Origin of the sequence: Streptomyces sp. CA-135486 (assembly GCF_050936555.1) — a bacterium.
In the GTDB taxonomy this organism is placed as follows: domain Bacteria; phylum Actinomycetota; class Actinomycetes; order Streptomycetales; family Streptomycetaceae; genus Streptomyces.
Genome location: NZ_JBNJMM010000002.1, coordinates 1618727 through 1643524 on the forward strand (window position 1 = coordinate 1618727; position 24798 = coordinate 1643524).

The following is a 24798-nucleotide window of genomic DNA, read 5'->3' on the forward strand; positions in this document are numbered from 1 at the left end:
ACGTCCGAGAAGGAGGAAAGTCATGGAGTCAGTGACTCGGGGCGGAACCAGATGGAAGCGGTTCGCCCTTGTCATGGTGCCGAGTGTGGCCGCAACGGCTGCGATAGGCGTCGGTCTGGCACAGGGAGCGCTCGCAGCGTCCTTCGCTGTGTCCGGCCAGGAGTTCAAGGTCAAGGCCGGTCACCTTACGGGCCATGGCTTCGCGCAGTACGGCGGCGTGGACATGGGATACGCCGACGTCAAGGGTGACGCGAAGACCGCGCACCCGGTGGCGATCTCGTCGTTCCAGAACGCCACGATCAACAACATGTGCCAGTCCGTGGTGACCGATGTGCCGTTCGTCGGCAAGGTCACTCTGAAGCTGAAGGCCGGCGACAAGGAAGCGGTTCAGGCGAAGAACCTCTACCTCGACGTCTCCGAGCTGGACGCCGATGCGACGTTCACCAACATCGACATCGGCGTCGCGGCCAGGGACACGGCCGCGTCCAAGGGCGGCAAGGGCCCCGAGATCAAGCCGCGCGAGAACTTCCTCGAGAACGGGTTCGCGCAGCAGGCCGAGGTCGCGGAGCTCGATGGTGTCGAGCAGAAGGCGTGGGCGACCACCGCCGGCACCTTCAAGCTCAGCGGTCTGAGCATGCGCCTGCTCAAGGGCTCGGGCGCCGGCATCGAGTGCTACTGACGGTCATCCCGTCAGGGCGGGCGGGGAAGCCTGTGGCAGCCTCGCCCGCCCGCCTTCTTCTTCACAGAGCAACGCCAGTTCCAGGGAGCTGTTTTCCATGAGCGCCGAGTCTGCAGTGTCACCGGGGCGGGACGAGCACAACCTTCGCGCCATTCGGCGGGGCTTCCGCACCTGGCGGGGGCAGCGGCCCTTCTGGGCAGGTCTGTTCACCGTGCTCGGCGGAATCCCCATCGCCTACTTCCCGTACGCGAGCTTCAAGCTCGGCCACATGACGCTCTCCATGTCGACGACCGCGGGCGCTGGCTCGCTGATCATCGGCGTGCTGCTGGTCACGCTGGGTCTGACGCTCTGGTTCCACCCCATCGTCAGGGTATTTGCGGGTGTCGCCTCGATTTTGCTGGCACTGATCTCGATTCCGATCGCCAACCTGGGCGGCTTCGTGATCGGCTTCCTGTTCTCCCTCATCGGCGGTGCACTCGCGCTCTCGTGGGTGCCGGTGAAGAAGCCTGTTGCCCAGCCGGCCGCGGCCGAGGAGTCGGTGCCCACGTCCGATCCCGCAGAGGCACCCGTAGCGGAGCAGTGGGACACGTACGGCCTGGACATGCACAAGACCAATGACGAAGGCAACGGCGGGAGGAACAGTGCCGGGTGATGTCACACCGCTGACCACGGCTGGAGGCGATGGCACGCAGCCGAGAAAGGGGCCGCGGCACGCGGCCCCCCGCAAGTCGCTGCTGACCAAGCTCCAGATGCCGGCCGGCAAGGCGATAGCCCTGGCTGCGATGCCGACCGCCGTGTTCGTGGGCATGGGGCTCACCCCGAAGCTGGCACTGGCCGAGGACAAGGACATTCCGTTCGCCCCGGGGCCATGTGTGACCCGGTCGGACGAGCCCGCGGAGTCCGAGTCCCCGAAGCCTTCCGACTCGGCGAAGCCGTCCGAGTCGCCGTCGGAGAAGCCTGACCCGACCGCGAGCGAGTCGGCCGGTGACAAGGACGAGCCGAAGCCGTCCGAGACGCCGTCGGCCCCCGACGCGGGCAAGACCGGAGAGACCAAGGCGCCCGTGGAGCAGGCGACCCCGACTCCGAGCGCGACCGAGACCAAGAACCCGCTGGACCCGCTGGGTCTCGGCGACGCGCTCAAGGACCTGTTCGACGGCCCCGACAAGGAGCCCACGGCCAGCCCCACGCCGACCGAGACCGAGACCGCCAAGCCGACCGACGAGCCGACGGCGAAGCCGTCTGCGACTCCGTCCGAGAAGCCGTCGGAGAAGCCGTCCACCAAGCCCACCGCCCCGGCCGACGGGACGGCGGACAAGGCCAAGGACGCCATCAAGGACGCGGCGGACAAGGCCGGGGCCACGACCGAGGAACTCGACGACGCGGTCAAGGGACTCGACCCCAAGAAGGACGAGGACATCCCGGACGGCGCCAAGCCGCGCTTCCCGTGTCCGACGTCGGACCCCAAGGCCATGGCCGCGGCGGACATGGAGCAGGGCATCCCACTGCTCCCGGACGACCCGTGGATCCTCGAGAGCTCGAAGCTGACCCTGACGGGCCTGGACTACAAGGGCATCGTCGAGGTGAAGACGGGCAGCGGCAAGGTCAAGAAGGTACTGAAGTTCACGGCGTCAGGTGTGGACATCAAAGACCTGCACCAGCTGGTGGTCGGCCCGAAGGGCACCACCTCGCACGTCGAGGCGAGGAAGGGCTCCACCTCGACGATCCGCAACGGCACGGTGACCATGTACACGGAGGAGCTGAAGGGCAATCTCTTCGGCCTCATCCCCATCACCTTCAGCCCACAGACCCCTCCGCCGCTGAATGTCCCCTTCGCCTTCTTCACCGACGTGAAGGTGACCCAGGCGGGCCAGTTCGGCGGAACGCTGACGGTGCCGGGCCTGCACAACTACTTCACCGGTGGCAGCATCTGATCTTCCGGGAGCCGCGGAAAGGGCTGTGGGCCGCACCCTCAGGGGTGCGGCCCACAGTCGTTTCTCTCAGCGAGTCGTCCATGCGCCGACTGATGGCGGCTCCATGGAGCGACCATGGTCGACCAGCCACACCCGCGCGCGATGCCCGAGGGCGGGACCCCGGATCCTCTCCAGGGTGCCGCCCTCATCGGTCATGCAGCAGGCGCGGGGTCAGGCGTGCGACTCCCCGCCCAAGTGGTGCACCCGCACCATGTTCGTCGTCCCCGGCACACCGGGCGGCGACCCCGCCGTGATGATCATGGTGTCGCCCTCGTTGAAGCGCTGCAGCTTCAGCAGCGCCCCATCGACCAGGTCGACCATCGCGTCCGTCGTCTCCACGAACGGTGCGAGGAAGGACTCCACGCCCCAGCTCAGAGTCATCTGGTTACGCGTGGACTCGTCCGTCGTGAAGGCCAGGATCGGCTGCTCCGCGCGGTAGCGGGAGAGCCGACGGGCCGTGTCGCCGGACTGGGTGAAGGCGACCAGGGCCCTGCCGCCCAGGAAGTCCGCGATCTCGCAGGCCGCGCGGGCCACCGAACCACCCTGTGTACGCGGCTTCTTGCCCGGGACCAGCGGCTGGAGGCCCTTGGAGAGCAGTTCCTCCTCCGCCGCGACCACGATCTTGGACATCGTCTTGACGGTCTCGATCGGGTAGGCGCCGACCGAGGACTCGGCGGAGAGCATGACGGCGTCCGCGCCGTCCAGGATCGCGTTCGCCACGTCCGACGCCTCGGCGCGCGTCGGGCGGGAGTTGGTGATCATCGACTCCATCATCTGGGTCGCCACGATCACCGGCTTGGCGTTGCGGCGACAGAGCTCGATGAGGCGCTTCTGCACCATCGGGACCTTCTCGAGCGGGTACTCGACGGCCAGGTCGCCGCGCGCGACCATCACGCCGTCGAACGCCATCACGACGTCCTGCATGTTCTCGACGGCCTGCGGCTTCTCCACCTTGGCGATGACGGGGACGCGGCGGCCCTCCTCGTCCATCACCTTGTGGACGTCCTTGACGTCGCTCGCGTCCCGTACGAAGGAGAGCGCGACCAGGTCGCAGCCCATCCGCAGGGCGAAGCGGAGGTCCTCGACGTCCTTCTCGGACAGGGCCGGGACATTGACCGCCGCGCCGGGCAGGTTGATGCCCTTGTGGTCGGAGATCACGCCGCCCTCGACGACGATGGTCTTCACGAGCGGACCCACGACCTCGACGACGCGCAGCTCGACATTGCCGTCGTTGATCAGGATCTGGTCGCCCTTGGAGACATCGCCGGGCAGGCCCTTGTACGTGGTGCCGCAGATGGACTTGTTGCCCTCGACATCCTCGGTGGTGATGGTGAACTCGTCGCCGCGGACCAGTTCGACCGGCCCCTCGGCGAAGGTTTCCAGACGGATCTTGGGGCCCTGGAGGTCGGCGAGCACGCCGACAGCGTGGCCGGTGTCCTCGGACGCCTGACGGACGCGGTGATACCGCTCCTCGTGCTCAGCGTGGGTCCCGTGGCTCATATTGAAACGGGCCACGTTCATACCGGCCTCGATGAGCAGCTTCAGCTGCTCGTACGAGTCGACGGCGGGGCCCAGTGTGCAGACGATTTTGGAACGGCGCATAAGGCGGATCCTATCGGTTTGTTTCTATGGGGAATATTCCGTCTGGTGGAATGTACAAATGGGCGGGCCGCCGCTCAGGCGTGGGCCCTTTATGCGCCCTTTATTCGCCCTCGGGGGCGACCAGAGCGAAGGTCTGCCGGGCGATCTCCATTTCCTCGTCCGTCGGTACCACTGCCACCGCGACCCGTGCGGAAGCCGCCGAGATGATCCGTGCCCGGTCGGAGCGCTCGGCGTTGAGCTCCAGGTCCAGAGCCATCCCCAGCTCCTCCAGGCCGGCGATGGCAGCCTCGCGCACCGGCGCCGCGTTCTCACCGACCCCGGCGGTGAAGACGATCGCGTCCACCCTGCCGAGTACCGCGTAGTAGGCACCGATGTATTTCTTCAGCCGGTGGATGTAGATCTCGAAGGCGAGCCGCGCACGCTCGTCGCCCTCGTCGATCCGGCGGCGGATCTCCCGCATGTCGTTGTCGCCGCACAGACCCAGCAGGCCGCTCTTCTTGTTGAGAAGTTCGTCGATATCGTCCGCCGACATTCCCGCGACCCGCTTGAGGTGGAACGTGACCGCGGGGTCGATGTCACCGGAGCGGGTGCCCATCACCAGGCCCTCCAGCGGCGTCAGCCCCATCGAGGTGTCGACGCACCGGCCGCCGGCCACCGCCGAGGCCGATGCGCCGTTGCCCAGGTGCAGCACGATGACGTTCACCTCGGACGGGTCCTTGCCGAGCAGGGCCGCCGTCTCGCGGGACACATACGCGTGCGAGGTGCCGTGGAAGCCGTAGCGGCGGATCCGGTGGGCGTCCGCCGTCTCGACGTCGATGGCGTAGCGGGCGGCCGACTCCGGCATCGTGGTGTGGAACGCGGTGTCGAAGACCGCGACCTGCGGCAGGTCCGGGCGCAGCGCCTGGGCGGTACGGATGCCGGTGATGTTCGCCGGGTTGTGCAGCGGGGCGACCGGGATCAGCCGCTCGATCTCCGCCAGCACCTCGTCGGTGATGACGGTCGGCGCCGTGAACTTCAGCCCGCCGTGCACCACCCGGTGGCCGATGGCGGCCAGTTCGGGTGAGTCGAGGCCGAGTCCGTCCTGCGTCAGCTCCTCGGCGACCGCCTTGAGGGCCGCGCTGTGATCGGTGATCGAGCCGAGGCGCTCGCGCTTGCCGGCGCCGCCGGCAAGCGGGGTGTGCACAAGACGCGATGTCTCCTCGCCGATGCGCTCGACGAGCCCGACGGCCAGCCGGGAGGCGTCGCGCATGTCCAGAAGCTGGTACTTCACCGACGAGGAACCGGAGTTGAGTACGAGGACACGATTGGCGGTCATGCGGGGAGCTCCTGACCCTGGGCCTGGATCGCGGTGATCGCGACCGTGTTGACGATGTCGCTGACGAGCGCGCCGCGCGACAGGTCGTTCACCGGCTTGCGCAGACCCTGCAGCACCGGCCCGACCGCCACGGCGCCGGCAGAGCGCTGCACGGCCTTGTAGGTGTTGTTGCCGGTGTTGAGATCGGGGAAGATCAGCACCGTCGCCCGGCCCGCCACCTCGGAGTCCGGCAGCTTCGTCGCGGCGACGGACGGCGCCACTGCCGCGTCGTACTGGATCGGGCCCTCGATCCGCAGATCCGGGCGCGCCTCGCGCACCAGCTTGGTCGCCTCGCGCACCTTGTCGACATCGGCGCCGGAGCCGGAGGTGCCGGTGGAGTACGAGAGCATCGCGATCCGCGGCTCCACCCCGAAGCGGGCGGCCGTCGCCGCCGACTGCACCGCGATGTCCGCGAGCTGCTCCGCGTTCGGGTCGGGGTTGACGGCGCAGTCGCCGTACACCAGCACCCGGTCGGCGAGGCACATGAAGAAGACGGACGAGACGATCGCGGCGTCCGGCTTCGTCTTGATGATCTCGAAGGCCGGGCGGATCGTCGCGGCCGTGGAGTGCACCGCCCCCGAGACCATGCCGTCGGCCAGGCCCTCCTGGACCATCAGCGTGCCGAAGTAGTTCACGTCCGCCACGACGTCGTACGCCAGCTCCACCGTCACGCCCTTGTGGGCGCGCAGCTGCGCGTACCGCTCCGCGAAGCGCTGGCGCAGCTCCGAGGTCTGCGGGTCGATCAGCCGGCTGCCGCCGAGGTCGATGCCCAGGTCCGCGGCCTTCTTGCGGATGATCTCGGTGTCGCCGAGCAGGGTCAGATCGCAGACGTCGCGGCGCGCCAGCACATCGGCGGCGCGCAGGACCCGCTCCTCGGTGCCCTCGGGGAGCACGACGCGGCGGCGGTCGGCACGGGCCTGCTCGAGGAGATCGTGCTCGAACATCATCGGGGTGACCCGGCCGCTGCGGGCCACCGCGAGCCGGGCCAGCATCTCGCCGGTGTCGACATGGCGCTCGAACAGGCCGAGCGCCGTTTCCGCCTTGCGCGGCGTGGAGGCGCTCAACTTGCCTTCAAGGCCGAAGAGTTCGGTCGCGGTGGGGAAGCTGTTGCCGGGTACGGAGACCACCGGGGTGCCGGGTGCGAGCCGGGCGGCGAGCGTCAGGATCTCCTCGGTCGGCCGCTCGTTCAGCGTCAGCAGTATGCCCGCGATGGGCGGCGTGCCCGCCGAGTGCGCGGCCAGCGCGCCCACCACGATATCGGCGCGGTCGCCGGGGGTGACGACCATGCAGCCGGGAGTCAGAGCGTTCAGGAGGTTCGGCAGCATCGCACCGCCGAAGACGAAGTCGAGCGCGTCCCGGGCCAGGCCCGAGTCGTCGCCGAGCAGCACGGTGCCGCCCAGGGCGTGGGCGATCTGGGCGACCGTGGGGGCCGCGAGCGCCGGCTCGTCGGGCAGCGCGTAGCAGGGGACCGGGAGGCGGGCCGCCAGCCGCTCGGTGATGCTCTCGCGCTCCGCGGGGGCGACCCGGTTGACGACCATGGCGAGGACATTGCAGCCCAGGGCCTCGTACGCGCGATGGGCGTTGCCCGTCTCGGCCCGTACCGATTCGGCGGTCTGGCCCTTGCCGCCGACCACCGCGATCACCGAGGCGCCGAACTCGTTGGCGAGCCGGGCATTGAGCGCGAGCTCGTCGGGAAGCTGGGTGCCGGAGTAGTCGGTGCCGAGTACGAGCACGATCTCGTAGTCCCGGGCGACCTGCAGAAAGCGGTCGACGATCCGGGCGACCAGTTCGTCGGTGCCCTTCTCGGCCTGCAGGGCCGCGGCCTCGTGATAGTCCATGCCGCAGGCCGAGGCGGGATCCTGCGACAGGCGGTAGCGGGTTCTCAGCAGGTCGAAGAGCCGGTCCGGGCCGTCGTGCACCAGCGGGCGGAAGACGCCCACCCGGTCCACCTGGCGGGTCAGGAGCTCCATGACTCCCAGCTCGACGACCTGCCGGCCGTCTCCGCGGTCGATCCCGGTCACGTACACGCTGCGCGTCACGTGTGCTCTCCCGTCCATGCTGTCGTGTACGGAATGGGTGTTCCGCACAAAGGGGCCATATGGTCGTGCGTAAGGTGGTGTATACAAAAAAACCGCTCGGGGCGGCGCCGCCCTCTTGACAGTACCTCCGCGGGTGGTTAAGGCGCCCGCCGGGCGAGGCCGGATCCAAGGGCCCCGCGAGCGAGCGCCAAGCGCGGTCCGGCCCAGTAGGCGGAGCGGCTGGGAGCGCGGGTTCCCCGAGGCCCGTGGAACAATCGAATCCGGGCTCACGTGTACCACCGACGGGCAGGAGACACAGCACAATGCGCATCGGAGTTCTCACGGCAGGCGGCGACTGTCCCGGCCTGAACGCAGTGATCCGGTCGGTTGTGCACCGCGCCCTCACCGGCCACGGCGATGAAGTCATCGGTTTCGAGGACGGGTTCAGGGGGCTGCTCGACGGCCACTACCGCATGCTCGACCTCAACGCGGTCAGCGGCATCCTCGCCCGCGGCGGCACGATCCTCGGCTCCACCCGCCTGGAGCGGTCCAGGCTGCGTGAAGCCGCCGAGAACGCTTCGGAGTTGATGAAGAAGTACGATCTGGACGCGCTCATCCCGATCGGCGGCGAGGGCACGCTCACCGCGTCCCGGATGCTCGCCGACGCCGGGATGCCCGTCGTCGGCGTACCGAAGACCATCGACAACGACATCTCCTCCACCGACCGGACCTTCGGCTTCGACACCGCCGTCACGGTCGCCACGGAGGCCATCGACCGCCTCAAGACCACCGCGGAGTCGCACCAGCGCGTGATGGTCGTCGAGGTCATGGGCCGGCACGCGGGCTGGATCGCGCTGGAGTCCGGAATGGCGGGCGGTGCGCACGGCATCTGTCTGCCCGAGCGGCCCTTCCAGGTCGAGGACCTGATGAAGATGATCGAGGAGCGCTTCTCGCGCGGCAAGAAGTTCGCGGTCATCTGCGTCGCGGAGGGCGCGCACCCGGCCGAAGGCTCGATGGAGTACGGGAAGGGCGAGATCGACCAGTACGGCCATGAGCGTTTCCAGGGCATCGGCAACCGTCTGGCGGCGGAGCTGGAGAGGCGGCTCGGCAAGGAGGCGCGGCCGGTGATCCTCGGGCATGTGCAGCGCGGCGGCACGCCGACGGCGTATGACCGGGTGCTCGCGACGCGCTTCGGCTGGCATGCGGTGGAGGCGGTGCACCGCGGGGAGTTCGGGATGATGACCGCGCTGCGCGGCACGGACGTGGTGGTGGTGCCGTTGGCGCAGGCGGTCACCCGGCTGAAGACCGTGCCGGAGAACCGCATGCTGGAGGCGGAGTCGGTCTTCTGACCCGCGCCTGCGAGGTCTGCCGACGAGTGGCCTTGATCGCACCCCCCGTGGGCGATCAAGGCCACTCGCGCTTCTCCCGCCGTTTTCCGCCGCGGTTGGCGCAGATCACTCTTGAGCGAAGTGGCGTGAATGGCAAGGCTGTTCCGTGTCCGGGACATGTCCCAGCTCTGTCCCAGCACGTGAAGTGGAGAGTGAGGGATGTATGGCCTCAGCCGGGCAGAGCGCTCCGGATCCGGAACTGGCCCAGAATTCGGCCGAGTTCGTCGCCCGGATGCAGGCGCTCAAGGAGTGGTCGGGCCTTACCTACCGGGAGTTGACGGCCCGGGCCGACGCCGCCGGTGACGTACTGCCGCGCTCGACCGTCGCCAATATGCTCAGCCGCTCCACGGTGCCGCGCGAGGAGCTGGTGGCGGCTTTCGTACGTGCCTGCGGCTGCGGCCCCGAGGCGACCGAGACCTGGCTGCGCGTCCGCAAGGAGCTCACCCGGCGGGAACGGCAGTCCCTGGAGGTGCCTGAGTACGGCGTCGGCGACATCGAGCCGGACCCCGGCGCCGATGAGCCTCCGCCGGCCCAGCCGCGCAGGCCCTGGCTGGTCCGCGCCGTACTGCCGTCGGCCGTCGTGGCGCTGGGTGTGGTCGCGCTTGCGGTGACGCTCGCGACCCGCGACTTTGACGACTCGAAGGAGGAGCGCGAGAAGCAGCGGCCGAGCGCGGCGAAGACGGAGAAGCAGCCGACCTTCCTGCCGCCGGGACCACCTCAGCCCGGACGCCTGCAGATCAGGGCCGTCCACTCGGGGCTGTGCCTGGCGGAGGACGGCGGGCAGAACGGACAGCTCTACCAGCAGCCGTGCGCCCCCGGCACCACCCCGCGCTTCTCCCTGAAGCGGGTCGAGCCCGGCTGGCGGATCGTGACCTTCCACAAGCAATACGGCGAGGGCTGCACCGGCGTCATGGAGAAGTCGACGGAGATCGGCGCCCCCGTCGAGGACCAGGAGTGCGGCAAGCGTGGCCCGGCCGAGGCCTTCCGCCTCGAGCCGGTCGGCACGCCGGTACGCGGCTACCGGCTGCGGCCGCTGCACACCGACCTCTGCGCCGGGGTGGAGAAGGCCGTCACCAGGCCCGGCGCCGAGATACGGCAGCTGGTCTGCACGGATGATGCGAAGGGTCAGCTGTTCGCGTTCGAGCGCCAGGCTGGTACGCCGTAGCGGGCACGAGTGGATCGCCGAAATCGACGGCTACGACCTGCTGACCGTTCCCGCGTCGGATCGGCCAGGCCCTGAGCTCAGCACGTGCGGCGGTAGTCGATCCCGGGCAGATACGTTTTCCAGTCCTCCCGCGACAGCCCCGAGCCCGACCGCGCGCACACCCGGGCGGCGACCCGCGCGGGATCGATGTCGTACGTCTGGTACGGCACATGCGCTCCCGCGGCCCGCAGAGCCCCGCCGTCCGGGCTGAACGCGAGCGCAAGAACCATGTCGCCCGGCGTGGGCAGCGCCGAGCCGAGCAGCCTGCGCGAATCGGCGTCCCAGAGCTGGACCGTGCCGACGTCCCCGGCGACGGCCAGCACTGAGCTGTCCGGGGAGAAGGCCAGCGCCGTAACCCCCTCGCTGTCGCCGCGCCGCGCGGTGTACGTACCCGAGAGCGCGCCGAGACGATTGCGCAGCTCCCCGTCCCAGACGGTGACCCGGCCGAAGCCGTCGCCCACGGCGAGATATCTGCCGTCCGGGCTGAAGGCGAGCGTGGTCGTGTCGTCCTCACCGAGCACGAGCGGGCTCACCCGCCCCGACCGCAGATCGGCCGCCTTGTTCTGCCAGGACACGAGCGTGTCGCCGTCGGGGCTGAAGGCCATCTCGGCTCCGGAGAAGTCGCCGAGCGTCCGCAGCCGCTTTCCCTTGCGTACGTCCCACAGTTCGAGCGTCTGGGACAGGGAGGTGAAGGACACGGCCAGAGTGCGGCCGTCCGGGCTCAGGGCGATCCCGCTGACGTCGACGGGGACATCCTCGGCGTCGCGCCGGGGTCCGACGGCCAGGGTCGCGTGCGGGCGGCGGGCGCGTACGTCCCACACGGTGACGCGCTGCGGACCGGCGGAACCGCCATCGGCGTCGGGTCCGTGGAAGCGGCCGTACGCGAAGTATCGGCCGTCGGCGCTCAGGGCCATGAGGTCGCTGCACCGGGAGCCGACGGTGGTACCCGCCGGCTCGTCCGGCAGCCCCTCGGTCCCGTCGGGCCGCCTCTCGGGTTCCTGAGGCGCGTCCGCCTCATCCGGGCCCTGCGGCGGCTCCTTCGCGTCCTCCGCCTCCTGCGGATCGCACGGCTTCCCCGGCAGTTCGGCGGCCTCACTCCCGTCGCGCCCGTCCAGCAGCTCGAACCCGTCGCTGTCGCTCGTGCGGTGCAGGGTCGCCAGCGTGCGGCCGTCCTCGCTCCACGTGGCCCCGCCGACCGGGTACGCCTGCCACTGCCCGGTCACCGCCCCGCCGAGGCTCAGCGAGCGTACGGCCCTGCCGCTGCCCGTCGCATACCGCACGGCGCCCCCGGCGATGTCCAGACGCAGCTCGGACGGGGACTCGCTGATCAGGGGATGACGGAAGACGGGCGCGTCCGGTGCCGTGAGCCGCCACAGCAGGATCTCCCGGGTGGAGGTGGTGGCCGCGAGGAAGGCGCCGTCATCGCTGAAGCGGATGTCACCCAGCCCGCCTTGGGCGTCCAGCCGCGTCAGCACACGTCCGGAGGGCAGGTCACGGATCTCGACGCCGGTGGCGGTCGCGAGCGCGATCCGCTTGCTGTCGGGCGCGAGGACGAACCCGCCGACGAGGCAGTGGTCGTCGCTTCTCAGCCTGTCCACCCAGGGCAGGGGGAGCACCCGGCGCTTGCCGATGTCCCAGATCTCCAGCCCCCGCTTGTCGGTGCACAGCGCCAGCCTGCTCCGATCGGGGCTGACGTCCGAGGCCTGGAGGGCCTCGGACTCGCTCAGGGGAAGGTGCATGAGCCGCTTCCGTTGCCGCAGATCCCACACCTGGACGTCGATCGCGTCCTCGAGGTCGTCCCCCGAGTCCTCGACGAGGAGGATGCGCCCGTCGTCCGCGAACCGGTGTGGCGGGAGGGGCCTGCTGAACAATGGGCGGGGCTGTTGAACTCCTGTTGCCGGCCCGATCGGGGGCCGGACACAGCCCCGGTCGGGGGCAGCAACGGGAGGAACTGATCATGAGCATGCGTACGAGGCGCCCGGCGCGCCGGGCTCTTCAGGCGATTGCGGCGGCGGGCACGGCGGCGGTGGCGGTGGGCCTGCTGCCGGCGGCGGCAGGCGCCCAGGAGACGCGGGAGGCGGCTCCGGTCGCGGCGACCGAGGTGACTGAGGCGGCCAAGGCGAAGAACTTCACTTACCTGTCGTTCAAGAAGAACAAGAAGAACCCGTCGAACTCGCGCCTCTCTCTGGTGTTCGTGCAGCAGGTCAACCCGGACAAGGTACGCACGTGGACCGTCGACACCTGGCGCGCGGGCTCGGGCCTGGGCACGGCGAAGAACAAGATCGGCCGCAATGCGTGCGTCAGCAATGTGGGCTGGCTGCCCAACGGCACGTACAAGATCAAGGGCTACTACAACAACTTCGATGGCCGGATCAAGGGCCATGTGTGGCAGCTCCAGGACATGAGGTGCAAGAACGGCGGCAAGAAGGGCACGAAGCGCGACGCGCTCTTCATCCACAGCGAGATGAGGCGCGACGGCTCGCGGGGCACGTCCGAGCCGCAGCGCTGGGACGGAAACTCGGACTACCTGTCGGAGGGCTGCATCAAGCTGAAGCCGGCGGACATCCGTGAGCTGCGGGACTACCGGTCGGTCTACCCGCGGCCGTCCAAGCTGTACGTGTCGTAGGCCGGCAGGGGCCGGGGTGATGCGCGGCGCGGGGCTGACGAGCCCCGCGCCGCGCGTCCCGGCGCGTCAGTGTTGCGTCAAGCCCCGCCTCATACCGTCCGGAGCGATCCGTTGCCAGGACGGTCACCTCGACCCGTCGGACACGCCCCAGGCGCGGGCCAGCTCCCAGAAGTGCTCGACGATCCGGTCCAGGAACTCCCGGCCCGGCTCACCGGTGTCCTGCGAGGCCGTACCCCAGCTGAGCGTCGCCACCATCCGGGACTGGTACTCCGAGTGCAGCTGCTCCAGCACGTCCTCGATGTGCTCGCGCTCCATCGGCAGCATCTTCACCACCGGGCGCACATATGCCTGCCAGCGCGCCTTCACCGCGTCCCGCAGCACCTCCGCGAGCTCGGGGTCCCGCCCGGTGGCCATCAGCAGCTCGCGCGGCCCCAGGCCCAGCACCTCGGCGAGCAGGCCGGTCTGCCGCTCATTGCCGCGCCAGCGCCCGGCCTGCTCCATACGCAGATACGCACCCGCCTCCATGCCCACCCGCCGCGCCAGGTCGTCGGGCGCGAACCCGCGCGACATCCGGTGTTCGCGCAGGGTGGTGGCCTCGGTGAGCAGATCGGTCGGCGCACACCACAGCACCCCGGCGAGCGCGGTGAGTTCACGCGAGCCGGGAGCGGCGAGCCCCCGTTCCCAGGAGACCACCGTGTCGGGGGAGACATGGAGCCCGTACTGCGCGCGCAGACCGTAGGCGACATGGCCGGGAGCCAAACCGAGGGCCTCGCGCAGTCGGCGCGCGGCCGGGGCGTTGAAGGGCTGGGACGGGGTGGGGTGCACGCGGACACGTTAGAGGAGGAAGGGGCGTGGCGACTACGGTGCGTTCACCCGGCGCCACTTGTTGTAGGAAGGTATGAGCTGATCGCTACCACTTGGTAACGTCGCGTGAGGGATCATGCTGTCGAGGGGATGCACCGGCCGTCAACCCTTGACCGCGCCACCCAGCGCGAAGCCGCCGCCCAGCCTGCGGGCGATCAGCACATACAGCACCAGCACCGGCGCCGAGTACAGGATCGAGAACGCCGCGAGTTGGCCGTAGATCACCGAGCCGTAGTTGCCGAAGAAGGTGAAGATCGAGACGGACGCGGGCAGTTGCTCGGGGCTCAGGATCAGCATGAACGGTACGAAGAAGTTCCCCCAGAGCTGGATGAAGGTGTAGATCGTCACCACGGCCAGCCCCGGGCCCATCAGCGGCAGCACCACCCTGACCAGCGTCTGCAGGCTCGACGCGCCGTCCGTCCAGGCCGCCTCCTCCAGTACCACCGGGACGCCGTCCATGAAGTTCTTCATCAGCCAGATGGCGAACGGCAGGGAGGAGGCGGCGAGGAAGAGACCCGTGCCGTACATCGTGTCGATCAGATCGACCTGTACGAACAGGCCGTAGACCGGGACCATGATCGCGGTGATCGGCAGACATGTCGTGAACAGGACCGTCAGCAGATACGAGCGGCCCCAGCGCGACTGGTGGCGTGAGAGCGGATAGGCGGCGAGCGCCGCGCAGACAACCGTCAGCAGGGTCGCGCCGCCGCACAGCAGCAGGCTGTTGAGCATCGGCGTGAAGGTGATCTCGTCGGTGAGCACCGCGTCGAAGTTGTCCGCGCTGACCGACGAAGGGGCCCGCAGGCGCAGGTCCGCCTCCGTGTCCAGCGAGGCCAGCATCAGCCAGATCAGCGGCAGCGCGAAGGCCGCCGCGGTCAGCAGCAGGGCGGCGTCGGCCGTGAGCCGGGTCCGGGTGGTCCGGCGCATCACGGCTCCACCTTCATCAGACGCAGATAGACGACCGAGAAGAGCGAGCCCACCAGCAGAAGCAGCAGCGCCACCGCCGTGCCGTAGCCGATCAGGCTCTTCAGGAACGCCTGGTCGTACATGAACACCGGCAGCGTCTGGCTGCGGTTACCGGGTCCGCCGCGCGTCATCGCCCAGATCAGGCCGAAGACCGACAGCGTGGAGAGCGTGTTCAGCATCAGATTCGTGCCGATGGAGCGGCGGATCATCGGCAGCGTGATGTGCCAGATGCGACGCGGGCCGCTCGCCCCGTCGACCTCTGCCGCCTCCGTGATCTCGCGCGGGATCTCGGCGAGCGCGGCCGAGTAGATCAGCATCGAGAAGGCGGTACCGCGCCAGACGTTGGCGAAGGACACGGCCAGGATCGGCAGCGTGAACAGCCAGTTCTGGGAGGGCAGATGGAGCCAGTCGAGCAGGGCGTTCAGCGTCCCCTCGCGGCGGAAGAAGGTGTACAGCAAAAACGCCGCGACGATCTCCGGCAGCACCCAGGCCGTGATCACGAGGGTGCCGGTGAGGGTCCGTACACGACGGGACGCGGCCCTCATCAGACCGGCCAGCGCCAGGCCCAGGGTGTTCTGGCCGAGCACCGCCGAGACAAAGGTGAAGACGAGCGTGAGCCGGACGGCGTTACGGAAGTCGGCGTCCGCGAACGCCCGGCGGAAGTTGTCCAGGCCTACGAAGGAGGAGCCGGACGCGCCCGTCAGCTGGGTGTCGGTGAAGGCGATCCAGACGCAGTAGCCGATCGGGCCGGCCAGGAAGAGCAGCAGCAGGAGGGTGGCGGGGGCGATCGGCGCCCACCGCCAGGGCCCCCTTCTCGCCGTGCTCACCTGGTGACGACCGCGCCGTCGACGATGGTCTTCAGCTGGTCGTCGTACGCCTTCGCCGCGTCCTGTGCCGAAGCGTCACCCGTCGTCACCTTCTCCATCGCCTCGCCGATGGCCGAGGAGACCTGCGGATAGACGGGCAGCGCGGGCCGGTAGTGCGTGTACTGCACGAGCCCGGTGAAGAAGTCGATGCCCGGCATCGACTTGAGATACCTCGGATCGCCGGCGACGTCCTTGCGTACCGCGATCTGGGCGTCGACGATCGTCCACTCGACCGCATTCGCCCTGGTCTGCATCGTCTTGATGAACTCCCAGGCCAGATCCGCGTTCTTGGACTTCTGCGGGATCGCCCAGGTCCAGCCGCCGGACATCGACACCTTGCCGGGCGCCTGGCCGTTCTGTGTCGGCATCGGGGCACGGCCGAGCTTCCGCTCCCAGTCGGGCCATGCCTTGGGGCCCTTGTTCACCCAGTTCTGGCCCATCCACGATCCGTCGAGTGCGATCGCCAGCTTGCCCTCGGGCAGAAACTCGGTGGCGACACGGGTGTTGACGTTGGGGTCGAGGGCGTCGGAGACGTCGGGGCCGAGCTTTTGCGCGTACACCGTCCGTACGAAGTCGAGCGCGTCCCTGAAGCCCTTGCTGCCCGTCACCCACTTCTTGGCGGCCGGGTCGTAGAGGGGGTCTGCGCCGGTGCCGTACACCAGCATCTCGAAGCCCTGCATCACGGCGGCCTCACCGACTTCCTTGCCGGTGTAGACATTGAGCGGGATGACGCCGGGGACCTTCCGCTTGATGGTGCGGGCGGCGGTGAGGATCTCGGCCCAGTTCTTGGGCTGCCAGTTCGCCGGCAGGCCGGCCTTGGCGAAGAGTTCCCTGTTGAACCAGAGGCCGCGGGTGTCCGTGCCGTCCGGGATGCCGTACGTCCTGCCGTCCTCGGCCTTGGCCGCGGCCTTCGCCGTGTCGGCGAACCGGCTCCAGTCCGCCCAGGTGGCGAGGTAGTCGTCGAGCGGCTTCAAATACCCGGCCTTGATGTCCGAGTTGATCCGGAAGGTGTCCTCGTAGACCAGGTCGGGCGCGGTCTTGGGGGAGCGCATCATCTGCTGCGCCTTGGTGGCGTAGTCGTTGTCCGGCGCCTGGATCGGGACGAGCTTGACCTTCTTGCCCGGGTGGTCCTTCTCGAACCGCTTCTTCATCGACTCCAGGAACTGGTCCTTGAAGCGGATGTTGTTGTCGGTCGAGCGGTTGTAGGCGACCTTGACGGTGTCGGCGCTGCTGCCGGAGCCGGAGCCGCAGGCGGTGAGCGAACCGGCGGCGAGCGCGGTGGCGAGGAATAAGAGTGGGGCGGTGGGGCGCACGGGCACGACCTCCTCTTCAGCCGTGAGGGCTGCCCGGTGACCGTAGGACTGCCCGTGACCAAGGTCAATCCCCATGCAGGCCAAGGTCGTTGGCTAGTGTTTGGCCGGCTTCCAGCGGTACTGGAGCTCGGGGCGCCCGATCTGCCCGTACTGCGGGGCGCGTACGGCGCGGCCCTCGGTGACCAGATGCTCCAGATAGCGGCGCGCGGTGATCCGCGAGATCCCGACGGCGGCACCGGCCTCGGTGGCGGTGAGCCCGGCGGCGGACGCGCGCAGGGTACGGGTGACCGCGGCCAGCGTCGGGGCGCTCAGCCCCTTGGGCAGACCCCCGCCCTGGGGCGCGCGCAGGGCGCCGAGCGCGCGGTCCACCTCGTCCTGGCCGCTGGCCTCACCGGCGGCGGCGCGGAACTCGGCGTACCGGGTGAGACGGTCGCGGAGGGTGGCGAAGGTGAAGGGCTTCAGGACGTACTGGACGACTCCGAGGGAGACGCCCTCGCGGACGATGGCGAGGTCGCGGGCGGAGGTGACGGCGATGACATCGGCTGAGTGCCCGGCGGCACGCAGGGACCGTACGAGATGGAGGCCGTGCCCGTCGGGCAGATAGAGGTCCAGCAGCAGCAGATCGACCGTGGTCCGCTCCAGCAGTCGCACGGCCTCGGACCGCGAGTGCGCGACCCCGGCGACGTCGAACCCGGCGACGCGACGGACATAGAGGGCGTGTGCGTCGGCGGCGACGGGGTCGTCCTCGACGACAAGAACTCTGATGAGGGTGTCGCTCATGCGGCCCTACCTTCTTGAGTGCGTCCGCGGTCTGGCCCTGCGCGGGGCGTTCGTCATGTGCGCACCTCACTCGTGTGCAGCGGCAGGCGTACGGTGAACTCCGCACCGCCGTCCGGACCCTGGGTCAGGTCCACCGTGCCGCGGCTACGGTGCACAGCCTGGCGGACGAGCGCCAGGCCCAGGCCCCGGCCCGCGCCGTGGGTGGACCAGCCGCGGCGGAAGACCTCCTCCGCGTCCGCCGGATCGATGCCCGCGCCCGTGTCCGCGACACTCAGCAGCAGCTCGTCGTGGTCCACATGCGCGGTGACCGTCACCCGGGCACGCGGCGGCCGGCCTCCGTCCCCGGTCCGGCCGCCCGCCGCCGCCTCCGACGCCGCGTCGACCGCGTTGTCGATCAGGTTGCCCAGGATCGTCACCAGGTTGCGGGCCGACAGCGAGGGCGGCAGGACGCCGTCGTCGATACGGCTGTCCTCCGCGAGGACCAGTTCAACGCCGCGCTCGTTGGCCTGCGCCGCCTTGCCGAGCAGCAGCGCGGCCAGTACGGGCTCACCGACCGCGCCCACCACGCGGTCGGTCAGCACCTGCGCCAGCTCCAGCTCCGCGGTGGCGAAGTCGACCGCCTCGTCCGCCCTGCCGAGCTCGATCAGCGAGACGACCGTGTGGAGGCGGTTGGCCGCCTCGTGCGCCTGGGACCGCAGGGCCTGGGTGAAGCCGCGTTCGGAGTCCAACTCGCCGGAGAGCGCCTGGAGTTCGGTGTGGTCCCGGAGGGTGACCACCGTGCCGCGCTGCTCCCCGCCCACAACGGGGCTGGTGTTCACCACGATGACCCGGTCGGCGGTCAGATGGACCTCGTCGACCCTCGGCTCCGCCGCCAGCAGCGCGCCGGTCAGCGGGGCCGGCAGGCCGAGCTCCGCCACCTGGCGGCCGACCGCGTCCCCGTCCAGGCCGAGCAGCTCCCGCGCCCCGTCGTTGACCAGCGCGATCCGCCGCCCCCCGTCGAGCATCAGCAGCCCTTCGCGCACCGCGTGCAGCGCGGCCTCGTGGTAGTCGTGCATCCGGCTGAGCTCGGCCGCGTTCATACCGTGCGTGTGCCGCCGCAGCCGCGCGTTGATCACATACGTGCCGAGGCCACCGAGCGCCAGCGCCCCGCCCGCCACCACGAGCAGCCCGGCCACCTGCTTGCTCGCCTGCTCGCTGATCTTCTGGATGGTGATGCCCGCGCTGACGAGCGCGGTGATCTTCCCGTTGTCGTACACGGGAGCCACCGTCCGTACCGAGGGGCCGAGCGTACCCAGGTGCTTCTCGCTGTAGATCTTGCCCCGCAGCGCCTCGTCGATGCTTCCCAGGTACTTCCTGCCGATCTCGCCCGGCTCCGGATGCGTCCACCGTGTGCCGTCCGGAGCCATGATCACGACGAAGTTGACGCCCGCGTCGCGGCGCAGCCGCTCCGTGTACGGCTGAAGCTGGTCCGTCGGATGCGCCGAGCGCGCCGCGGCGACCACCGAGGGCGACCGGGCGACGGCGGTGGCGGCAGCCCGGGACTGCCGGCGCGCGGTCTCCTCGGCCTGGGAACGGTCGGTGAGGTAGGTGAAGAGCGCACAGCCCGCGACGATCGCCGCGACCAGCACGACCTGCATCGCGAAGAGCTGACCCGCGAGGCTGCGGGGCCGGGGTATGCGCATGCAGCCAGTCTGCCTGGCCGGGATTGTGTGAACGAAACGAACGTAACGGTGACCGGGGTCACAGGGTGGTGGATAGTCGCGGCATCCATAGGGACATGGACGCATGTGACATCTAGGAGGACCCCGTGGCTACTGGAGCCATTAGGCGGGACCGGACCCACTATCTCTACATAGCCGTGATCATCGCGGTGGCGCTGGGCATCGCCGTTGGCCTGGCTGCCCCCGAGTTCGCCGTCGAGCTCAAGCCACTGGGTACCGGCTTTGTGAACCTGATCAAGATGATGATCTCGCCGATCATCTTCTGCACGATCGTGCTGGGCATCGGCTCGGTACGCAAAGCCGCCAAGGTCGGCGCGGTCGGCGGTATCGCGCTCGGCTACTTCGTGGTGATGTCGCTGGTCGCGCTCGGCATCGGTCTGGTCGTCGGCAACATCCTGGAGCCCGGTACCGGCCTGGCGGTGACCGACGCGGTCAAGGACGCGGGCCAGGGGGCGGTCTCCACCGAGGCCAAGGACACCACCGAATTCCTGCTCGGGATCATCCCGACCACGATCGTCTCCGCCTTCACCACGGGTGAGGTCCTGCAGACGCTCCTCATCGCACTGCTCGTCGGTTTCGCGCTGCAGGCGATGGGCTCGGCGGGCCGGCCGGTGCTGCGCGGCGTGGAGCACATCCAGCGGCTCGTCTTCCGCGTCCTCGCGATGATCATGTGGGCCGCGCCCATCGGTGCCTTCGGCGCGATCGCCGCGGTCACCGGGTCGGCCGGTGTGGACGCGCTCAAGAGCCTCGCCGTGCTGATGCTCGGCTTCTACGTCACCTGCTTCCTCTTCGTCTTCGTCGTGCTCGCCGCGCTGCTGCGCGTCGTCGTGGGCCTCAACATCTTCACGCTCTTCAAGTACCTGGGCCGTGAGTTCCTGCTGATCCTGTCCACCTCCTCCTCCGAGTCCGCCCTGCCGCGGCTCATCGCGAAGATGGAGCACCTGGGCGTGAGCAAGCCGGTGGTCGGTATCACCGTGCCGACCGGCTACTCCTTCAACCTCGACGGCACCATGATCTACATGACCATGGCTTCGCTCTTCATCGCCGATGCGATGGGGCAGCCGATGTCGCTCGGCGAGCAGATCCCGCTCCTCCTCTTCCTGTTCGTCGCCTCCAAGGGTGCCGCGGGCGTCACGGGCGCCGGCCTGGCGACACTGGCGGGCGGTCTGCAGTCGCACCGTCCCGAACTGGTCGACGGCGTCGGCCTGATCGTCGGTATCGACCGCTTCATGAGCGAGGCGCGTGCGCTGACCAACTTCGCGGGCAACGCGGTGGCGACGGTGCTGGTCGGAACATGGACGAAGGAGATCGACAAGGCGCGGGTGGACGAGGTGCTGACGGGCCGGATTCCGTTCGACGAGAAGACGCTGCTCGACGACAGCCACGGTCACGAGACGCCGCAGGCCGACGTCGAGGTGCCGGAGCAGCGGGACGAGGACGGGGTCCCGGCGAAGGTCTGAGAGCGGGATCTTCAGCGGGCCCGACATCCGGAGGGTCTGACCTTACGAGGACCTGACATCCGCAGGGCATGACATGAGCCGGGACCGGCGCACTCGGGGCGCCGGTCCCGGCTCTTTCACCAGCGCCGACCCCCAGCAGGTCGGCGAACGCAGGCTCCGCTCACACCAGTGACCGGCGCCCCCCCACGGACCGGGACGCCCTGCTCCGTTCAGGCAGCTGGGCGCCCCGGACCCGGAGGCGGAGCAGCGGTCACTGCTGGATCGGATTGCCGTCCGTCCCGCAGATGTACCCCGCGACGATGCAGTTGGCCACCCGGCGCTTCAGCTCACCGTCGTCCCAGGCGTTGAAGAAGTCGCCGTGGAAGGTGTAGCCGGGCGCGGTGGTGACATTCGCGCCGTTCCTGGTGCCCGCGAGGGTGAGCCCGCCGCCGTTCACCGGCCAGGTGATCAGCAGTTCAAGACGCGGCACGACCACGGGGTGCGAGGCGGGACAGCTCTGCCCCACCGCGTACGCCATGTGATCCCGGTGGTTGGCGGAGTCCAGGTTCTTCCCGTCCCAGCAGGTCGGGAAGTCCAGATAGTTCTCCAGCTTGGTGCCGGGCGGGCAGTTGATGAAGTCCCGGCCGGACTCCGGCCGGCCGACGCACGACCAGCGTGCGGCCGGGTTCTGGTCGGGCGATGTGGCCAGGGCGTTGCCGACGACATATCGCAGACCGCGCGGATGGGCCACGGCCCGGGTGTGGTCGGTGACGCCCTGGTAGTAGACGGTGACCCGCTCGGGGGCCACGGGCACTCCGTTCTGGTAGAGGGTGGGGGTCCAGTACGAGGAAAGGTCGGTCTTCGGCGTGCAGTTGGTCGTGCCGGCGGCCAGCGACTGGAGCGTCGAGGACGCGTTGGCCGTTCGGTTCCCGTAGAACTCATGGATGTGCGAGCGGCCCGCCTGACCGGGGAAGACGATCGGGTCGTCACCCTGGCGGTGGCTGGAGAAGCAGTCCGCGCGGAATTCGCTGCCGCGGACCGGGGCCGCCGCCTGGGCGACGATCGCGGCCGCCTGTTCAGCGGTGAAGGTGTACGTGTGGCCGGCATGGCCTGTGTGACCCGAGGCCGTGTCAGGGGCCGGTGAATCGCTCCTCGTGGTCACCCATCCCGCCGTGACCAGGAAGATCACGGCCGCGGTGCTCGCGAGCATTCGGCGGAACATGTGTCTGCCCTCCCGTCAGGATCAGCCGAAGGGGATGCGTACGACGGACTGGTTGCCGACGCCGACCGTGCTGGCGCCGTTGCCGATGGCGTTCCAGACCTCGATCCGCACCTTGCCGTTGGTGAGATCGCCGAGTGCTCCGGTGGCCGACCTGAGGCCCTTGGCCTGGGTGTAGTGCTCGTAGCCCGGCACGGGATCGGTGGCGAAGTAGTTGTACGTCTCCGTCCGGTCCCAGCTGCCGTCGCCCGTACGGTCGTAACTCACCCTGATTTGCTGGCCGTTGGCGACCGTGGAGCCCGCGTCCACGAACAGGTCGAACTGCGTGGCCCCGCCGTTGTACTTCCGGGTGATCCCGGTCGAGGTGAAGACCTGTGGGTTGTGCGGGGTGCCGTCGTAGTTGGCGCCGCCCGCCGACGCCAGGCTCACCGTCGCCGCCGAAGCCGCCGCGTCGCCCGCGCCGCCTCCCGTACGCAGATACAGCTGCGAGGAGCCGGACGGGGGAGTCGTGGGCGGCGGAGTGGTCGGCGGGGTCGTCGAGCCGCCGCCGCGGGTCCAGACCGCCACATAGTCGACGAGCATCGGCCGTCCGGGGACGGTCGCCGCAGTGGGGGTCTTGCCCGCCAGCGCGTCGGGGAACGCGCCGCCGATCGCGACATTGAGGAGGATGAAGTAGCCCGCGTGATTGGTCATGTTCGCCCAGGTCCCGGCGTCCACGCGGTTCTCGGCGACGCTGTGGAAGAGCTGGCCGTCCACGTACCAGCGCAGCTCATTGGGGGAGACGGAGCGGTCCCACTCGAAGCGGTAGGTGTGGAAGGCCGACTGGCAACTGGCCCCGGGGCAGGCGCGGTTGTTGGCGATGCCGCTGGTCTCGTTGCAGGGGCCGCCGGGGTTGACGCCGCAGTGCAGCACGCCCCAGACGGAGTTGATCCCGTTGACGTTCTCCATGATGTCGAACTCGCCGATGGACGGCCAGTTCCAGTAGTTGCCGCGGTAGGGGGAGCCGAGGGCCCAGAAGGCGGGCCAGTAGCCGAGCGCGGCCTGGCCGGTGACATTGGGCATCTGGATGCGGCTCTCGATGCGCAGGGTGCCGCCGGCGGGGGCCTTGAAGTCGGCGCGCCGGGTCTCGATCCGGCCCGAGGTCCAGTTGCCCGCGCCGTCACGTAGCGGGTTGATGCGGAGGTTGCCGCCGCCGTCGAGGGAGAGGTTGTCGGGGTTGTCGGTGTAGTTCTGGATCTCTCCGGTGCCCCAGTTGCCGGGCCCGTTCGGGTAGGCGTGGCCGAGGTCGATCTGCCAGTTGGCGGACGAGGGCAGGGTGCGGTTGGCGCCGTTGAAGTCGTCGCTCCACTGGAGGTTCCAGCCGGGCGTGGGGGGTACGTCGCCGCGCGCGGACCCGGCGCCGGTGACGGCGATGAACCCGGCGAGGGCAACGGCGAGGGCGACGATCAGGGTGAGGAAGGGGGTGCGTCTGATGCGGCTCGTGCTCAAGGAACACCTCCGGGAGGATGGTGCATTTGCGGGGCTTGAGAGCGCTCTCAACACAGTTTTGTAGATGTAGACAGTGCAGGCGTCAATGACCCTGGACCCTTAACTTCCTGAACGCAGTATCCGGTTGGGCTGAATGGCTGGTCAGGAGCGAGGAGGGGCGGTGCGCACCCGGAATTTGTTCATCCGCGAGTGCGGCGGTCGCGGGGCCGACGATCGTCTGCGGACCGGCGGTGGTGGCGTCGGCTCGGCGGCCGGGCGGTCGGGGTCCAGGCGTGCGGGCGCGCGGGGCGCCGAGCCCGATGTGAAGTGCCGGCCCGTCCCGAGGTGATCGAGGCGCACCATGTCGTCGGCGAGGACTGCTGGATCCTCAAGGTCGCGGTGACCGACACCGTCCACCTCGAAGACGTACCGGGGCAGACCTCGGCACTCGGGCGCACGACGACATCGGTCGTGCTGGCCTCGCCGCTGGAGCAGAGGCCACTGCTGCCACCGCAGTGACCTCGATGCTTATGCGGTTGCCTTGACGCCGACGTCAAGGCTTACGGTCGAAGGCATGCGAATCGGCGAGCTGGCGGAGCGGGCCGGGACGACCACCCGCACTCTGCGTTACTACGAGTCCCGCGGGCTCCTGCCCGCCCGGCGCGCGGTGAACGGCTATCGCACGTACGACGAGGACGATCTGCGGCTGCTCCAGCAGATCCGGACCCTGCAGGACTTCGGGTTCGACCTGGAGGAGACCCGGCCATTCGTCGAATGCCTGCGTGCCGGGCACCCCGCCGGGGACTCCTGCCCCGCCTCGCTCGCCGTCTACCGGGCCAAGCTCGGCGAACTGGACACGCTCATCGAGCAGCTCCAGTCGGTACGGGCCCAGGTGGGCGCGCAGCTCGCGCGGGCCGAGGCGGAACTCGCGGGCGGTCCGGAACCACGGTGCGAATTCGGAGGGTGACGAATGATTCAGGCAAAGGGTGTCGCGGCGGTGACGGACGCGGACTTCGACACGGAGGTGCTCAAGGCTCCGCTGCCGGTCCTGGTGGAGTTCACCGCCGACTGGTGCGGCCCGTGCCGCCAACTCGCGCCGGTACTGAGCTCGATCGCGAGCGAGGAGGCCGGCCGGCTCAAGGTCGTGCAGCTCGATGTGGACACCAACCCGGAGATCATGACGAGGTACGGCGTGCTGTCGATGCCGACGCTGATGGTGTTCCGGGCGGGAGAACCGGTGAAGTCGATGGTGGGCGCCCGACCCAAGCGCAGGCTGCTGCAGGAGCTGGCGGACGTGATCTAGTCGCCCGCTCCAGTACGTG

21 protein-coding genes and 1 pseudogene are annotated in these 24798 nt (G+C 69.3%); 10 read left to right on the forward strand and 12 right to left on the reverse strand.

Annotation, left to right across the window (positions count from 1 at the left end):
* Nucleotides 1-22 precede the first annotated feature (22 nt).
* The 3 genes from ACQEVG_RS26840 to ACQEVG_RS26850 all read left to right on the forward strand — a co-directional run bounded on the left by ACQEVG_RS26840 (nucleotide 23) and on the right by ACQEVG_RS26850 (nucleotide 2610).
* Nucleotides 23-679, forward strand: coding sequence for a DUF6230 family protein (locus ACQEVG_RS26840; protein WP_432988370.1), 657 nt, complete (start codon nucleotides 23-25; stop codon nucleotides 677-679).
* Between the two features lie 97 nt (nucleotides 680-776).
* Complete coding sequence (locus ACQEVG_RS26845; RefSeq protein WP_432988372.1) at nucleotides 777-1331, forward strand: DUF6114 domain-containing protein; 555 nt, start codon at nucleotides 777-779, stop codon at nucleotides 1329-1331.
* A complete protein-coding gene (locus ACQEVG_RS26850) occupies nucleotides 1321-2610 on the forward strand; it encodes a hypothetical protein (RefSeq protein ID WP_432988374.1) in 1290 nt (429 codons plus the stop codon). The genes ACQEVG_RS26845 and ACQEVG_RS26850 overlap by 11 nt, the downstream gene beginning before the upstream one ends.
* Nucleotides 2611-2820: 210 nt before the next feature.
* Here the strand turns inward: ACQEVG_RS26850 and pyk are convergent, their stop codons facing one another.
* From pyk to pta, 3 genes are all read right to left on the reverse strand, one after another.
* On the reverse strand, nucleotides 2821-4251 hold the full coding sequence (pyk, locus tag ACQEVG_RS26855; protein ID WP_432988376.1) for a pyruvate kinase: 1431 nt from the start codon (nucleotides 4249-4251) through the stop codon (nucleotides 2821-2823).
* A 100-nt stretch (nucleotides 4252-4351) separates the two neighbouring features.
* Nucleotides 4352-5566, reverse strand: a complete 1215-nt coding sequence (locus tag ACQEVG_RS26860) for an acetate kinase (protein ID WP_432988378.1) — start codon at nucleotides 5564-5566, stop codon at nucleotides 4352-4354.
* Nucleotides 5563-7644: a phosphate acetyltransferase gene (pta, locus tag ACQEVG_RS26865; RefSeq protein WP_432988380.1), complete on the reverse strand. Its 2082-nt coding sequence runs from the start codon at nucleotides 7642-7644 to the stop codon at nucleotides 5563-5565. The genes ACQEVG_RS26860 and pta overlap by 4 nt, the downstream gene beginning before the upstream one ends.
* Before the next feature lie 302 nt (nucleotides 7645-7946).
* Between pta and ACQEVG_RS26870 the strand changes: the two genes are divergently transcribed.
* Entirely contained in the window at nucleotides 7947-8972 is a 1026-nt protein-coding gene (locus tag ACQEVG_RS26870) for an ATP-dependent 6-phosphofructokinase (protein WP_432988382.1), read from the forward strand.
* Between the two features lie 202 nt (nucleotides 8973-9174).
* A complete protein-coding gene (locus tag ACQEVG_RS26875) occupies nucleotides 9175-10176 on the forward strand; it encodes a helix-turn-helix domain-containing protein (RefSeq protein ID WP_432988384.1) in 1002 nt (333 codons plus the stop codon).
* A gap of 77 nt (nucleotides 10177-10253) precedes the next feature.
* Here ACQEVG_RS26875 and ACQEVG_RS26880 read toward each other — a convergent pair whose 3' ends face one another.
* Nucleotides 10254-12086: a WD40 repeat domain-containing protein gene (locus ACQEVG_RS26880; RefSeq protein ID WP_432988386.1), complete on the reverse strand. Its 1833-nt coding sequence runs from the start codon at nucleotides 12084-12086 to the stop codon at nucleotides 10254-10256.
* A gap of 86 nt (nucleotides 12087-12172) precedes the next feature.
* On the opposite strand from ACQEVG_RS26880, the gene ACQEVG_RS26885 reads away from it, so the two are divergent.
* Nucleotides 12173-12841, forward strand: coding sequence for a L,D-transpeptidase family protein (locus ACQEVG_RS26885; RefSeq protein WP_432988388.1), 669 nt, complete (start codon nucleotides 12173-12175; stop codon nucleotides 12839-12841).
* A 123-nt stretch (nucleotides 12842-12964) separates the two neighbouring features.
* On the opposite strand, the gene ACQEVG_RS26890 is transcribed toward ACQEVG_RS26885, so the two are convergent.
* The 6 genes from ACQEVG_RS26890 to ACQEVG_RS26915 form a co-directional block, all read right to left on the reverse strand.
* The gene (locus ACQEVG_RS26890; RefSeq protein ID WP_432988391.1) at nucleotides 12965-13666 is read right to left on the reverse strand and encodes a helix-turn-helix domain-containing protein; all 702 of its coding nucleotides are present in this window, start codon (nucleotides 13664-13666) and stop codon (nucleotides 12965-12967) included.
* A gap of 141 nt (nucleotides 13667-13807) precedes the next feature.
* The gene (locus ACQEVG_RS26895; RefSeq protein WP_432988393.1) at nucleotides 13808-14632 is read right to left on the reverse strand and encodes a carbohydrate ABC transporter permease; all 825 of its coding nucleotides are present in this window, start codon (nucleotides 14630-14632) and stop codon (nucleotides 13808-13810) included.
* Nucleotides 14632-15498 (reverse strand): carbohydrate ABC transporter permease, encoded by an 867-nt coding sequence (locus ACQEVG_RS26900; protein WP_432988395.1) that lies wholly within the window; start codon nucleotides 15496-15498, stop codon nucleotides 14632-14634. The genes ACQEVG_RS26895 and ACQEVG_RS26900 overlap by 1 nt, the downstream gene beginning before the upstream one ends.
* A complete protein-coding gene (locus tag ACQEVG_RS26905; protein WP_432988397.1) occupies nucleotides 15495-16850 on the reverse strand; it encodes an ABC transporter substrate-binding protein in 1356 nt (451 codons plus the stop codon). The genes ACQEVG_RS26900 and ACQEVG_RS26905 overlap by 4 nt, the downstream gene beginning before the upstream one ends.
* A 93-nt stretch (nucleotides 16851-16943) precedes the next feature.
* A complete protein-coding gene (locus tag ACQEVG_RS26910) occupies nucleotides 16944-17630 on the reverse strand; it encodes a response regulator (RefSeq protein ID WP_432988399.1) in 687 nt (228 codons plus the stop codon).
* Between the two features lie 53 nt (nucleotides 17631-17683).
* Nucleotides 17684-19312, reverse strand: a complete 1629-nt coding sequence (locus ACQEVG_RS26915; RefSeq protein ID WP_432988401.1) for a sensor histidine kinase — start codon at nucleotides 19310-19312, stop codon at nucleotides 17684-17686.
* 125 nt (nucleotides 19313-19437) lie between these two features.
* Between ACQEVG_RS26915 and ACQEVG_RS26920 the strand changes: the two genes are divergently transcribed.
* On the forward strand, nucleotides 19438-20811 hold the full coding sequence (locus ACQEVG_RS26920) for a cation:dicarboxylate symporter family transporter (RefSeq protein ID WP_432988403.1): 1374 nt from the start codon (nucleotides 19438-19440) through the stop codon (nucleotides 20809-20811).
* A gap of 250 nt (nucleotides 20812-21061) precedes the next feature.
* On the opposite strand, the gene ACQEVG_RS26925 is transcribed toward ACQEVG_RS26920, so the two are convergent.
* Both ACQEVG_RS26925 and ACQEVG_RS26930 read right to left on the reverse strand, forming a co-directional pair.
* The gene (locus tag ACQEVG_RS26925) at nucleotides 21062-22000 is read right to left on the reverse strand and encodes a DUF1996 domain-containing protein (RefSeq protein WP_432988405.1); all 939 of its coding nucleotides are present in this window, start codon (nucleotides 21998-22000) and stop codon (nucleotides 21062-21064) included.
* A 33-nt stretch (nucleotides 22001-22033) separates the two neighbouring features.
* Complete coding sequence (locus tag ACQEVG_RS26930; protein ID WP_432988407.1) at nucleotides 22034-23497, reverse strand: glycoside hydrolase family 16 protein; 1464 nt, start codon at nucleotides 23495-23497, stop codon at nucleotides 22034-22036.
* Nucleotides 23498-23800: 303 nt separating this feature from the next.
* Between ACQEVG_RS26930 and ACQEVG_RS26935 the strand changes: the two are divergent.
* The 3 genes and pseudogenes from ACQEVG_RS26935 to trxA all read left to right on the forward strand — a co-directional run.
* A pseudogene (locus ACQEVG_RS26935) lies at nucleotides 23801-23995 on the forward strand (Lrp/AsnC ligand binding domain-containing protein); the annotation flags it as partial.
* Between the two features lie 55 nt (nucleotides 23996-24050).
* Nucleotides 24051-24443 (forward strand): MerR family transcriptional regulator, encoded by a 393-nt coding sequence (locus ACQEVG_RS26940; RefSeq protein WP_405805968.1) that lies wholly within the window; start codon nucleotides 24051-24053, stop codon nucleotides 24441-24443.
* A gap of 3 nt (nucleotides 24444-24446) precedes the next feature.
* On the forward strand, nucleotides 24447-24779 hold the full coding sequence (gene trxA / locus ACQEVG_RS26945; RefSeq protein ID WP_432988410.1) for a thioredoxin: 333 nt from the start codon (nucleotides 24447-24449) through the stop codon (nucleotides 24777-24779).
* The last annotated feature ends 19 nt before the right edge of the window (nucleotides 24780-24798 follow it).

Coding starts and splice junctions, on each gene's coding strand:
- ACQEVG_RS26860 (WP_432988378.1), bottom strand. CDS start 5,566: ATGACCGCCAATCGTGTCCTCGTACTCAACTCCGGTTCCTCGTCGGTG.
- ACQEVG_RS26910 (WP_432988399.1), bottom strand. CDS start 17,630: ATGAGCGACACCCTCATCAGAGTTCTTGTCGTCGAGGACGACCCCGTC.
- ACQEVG_RS26840 (WP_432988370.1), top strand. CDS start 23: ATGGAGTCAGTGACTCGGGGCGGAACCAGATGGAAGCGGTTCGCCCTT.
- ACQEVG_RS26870 (WP_432988382.1), top strand. CDS start 7,947: ATGCGCATCGGAGTTCTCACGGCAGGCGGCGACTGTCCCGGCCTGAAC.
- trxA (WP_432988410.1), top strand. CDS start 24,447: ATGATTCAGGCAAAGGGTGTCGCGGCGGTGACGGACGCGGACTTCGAC.
- ACQEVG_RS26915 (WP_432988401.1), bottom strand. CDS start 19,312: ATGCGCATACCCCGGCCCCGCAGCCTCGCGGGTCAGCTCTTCGCGATG.
- ACQEVG_RS26940 (WP_405805968.1), top strand. CDS start 24,051: ATGCGAATCGGCGAGCTGGCGGAGCGGGCCGGGACGACCACCCGCACT.
- pyk (WP_432988376.1), bottom strand. CDS start 4,251: ATGCGCCGTTCCAAAATCGTCTGCACACTGGGCCCCGCCGTCGACTCG.
- ACQEVG_RS26885 (WP_432988388.1), top strand. CDS start 12,173: ATGAGCATGCGTACGAGGCGCCCGGCGCGCCGGGCTCTTCAGGCGATT.
- ACQEVG_RS26875 (WP_432988384.1), top strand. CDS start 9,175: ATGGCCTCAGCCGGGCAGAGCGCTCCGGATCCGGAACTGGCCCAGAAT.
- ACQEVG_RS26925 (WP_432988405.1), bottom strand. CDS start 22,000: ATGCTCGCGAGCACCGCGGCCGTGATCTTCCTGGTCACGGCGGGATGG.
- ACQEVG_RS26895 (WP_432988393.1), bottom strand. CDS start 14,632: ATGCGCCGGACCACCCGGACCCGGCTCACGGCCGACGCCGCCCTGCTG.
- ACQEVG_RS26845 (WP_432988372.1), top strand. CDS start 777: ATGAGCGCCGAGTCTGCAGTGTCACCGGGGCGGGACGAGCACAACCTT.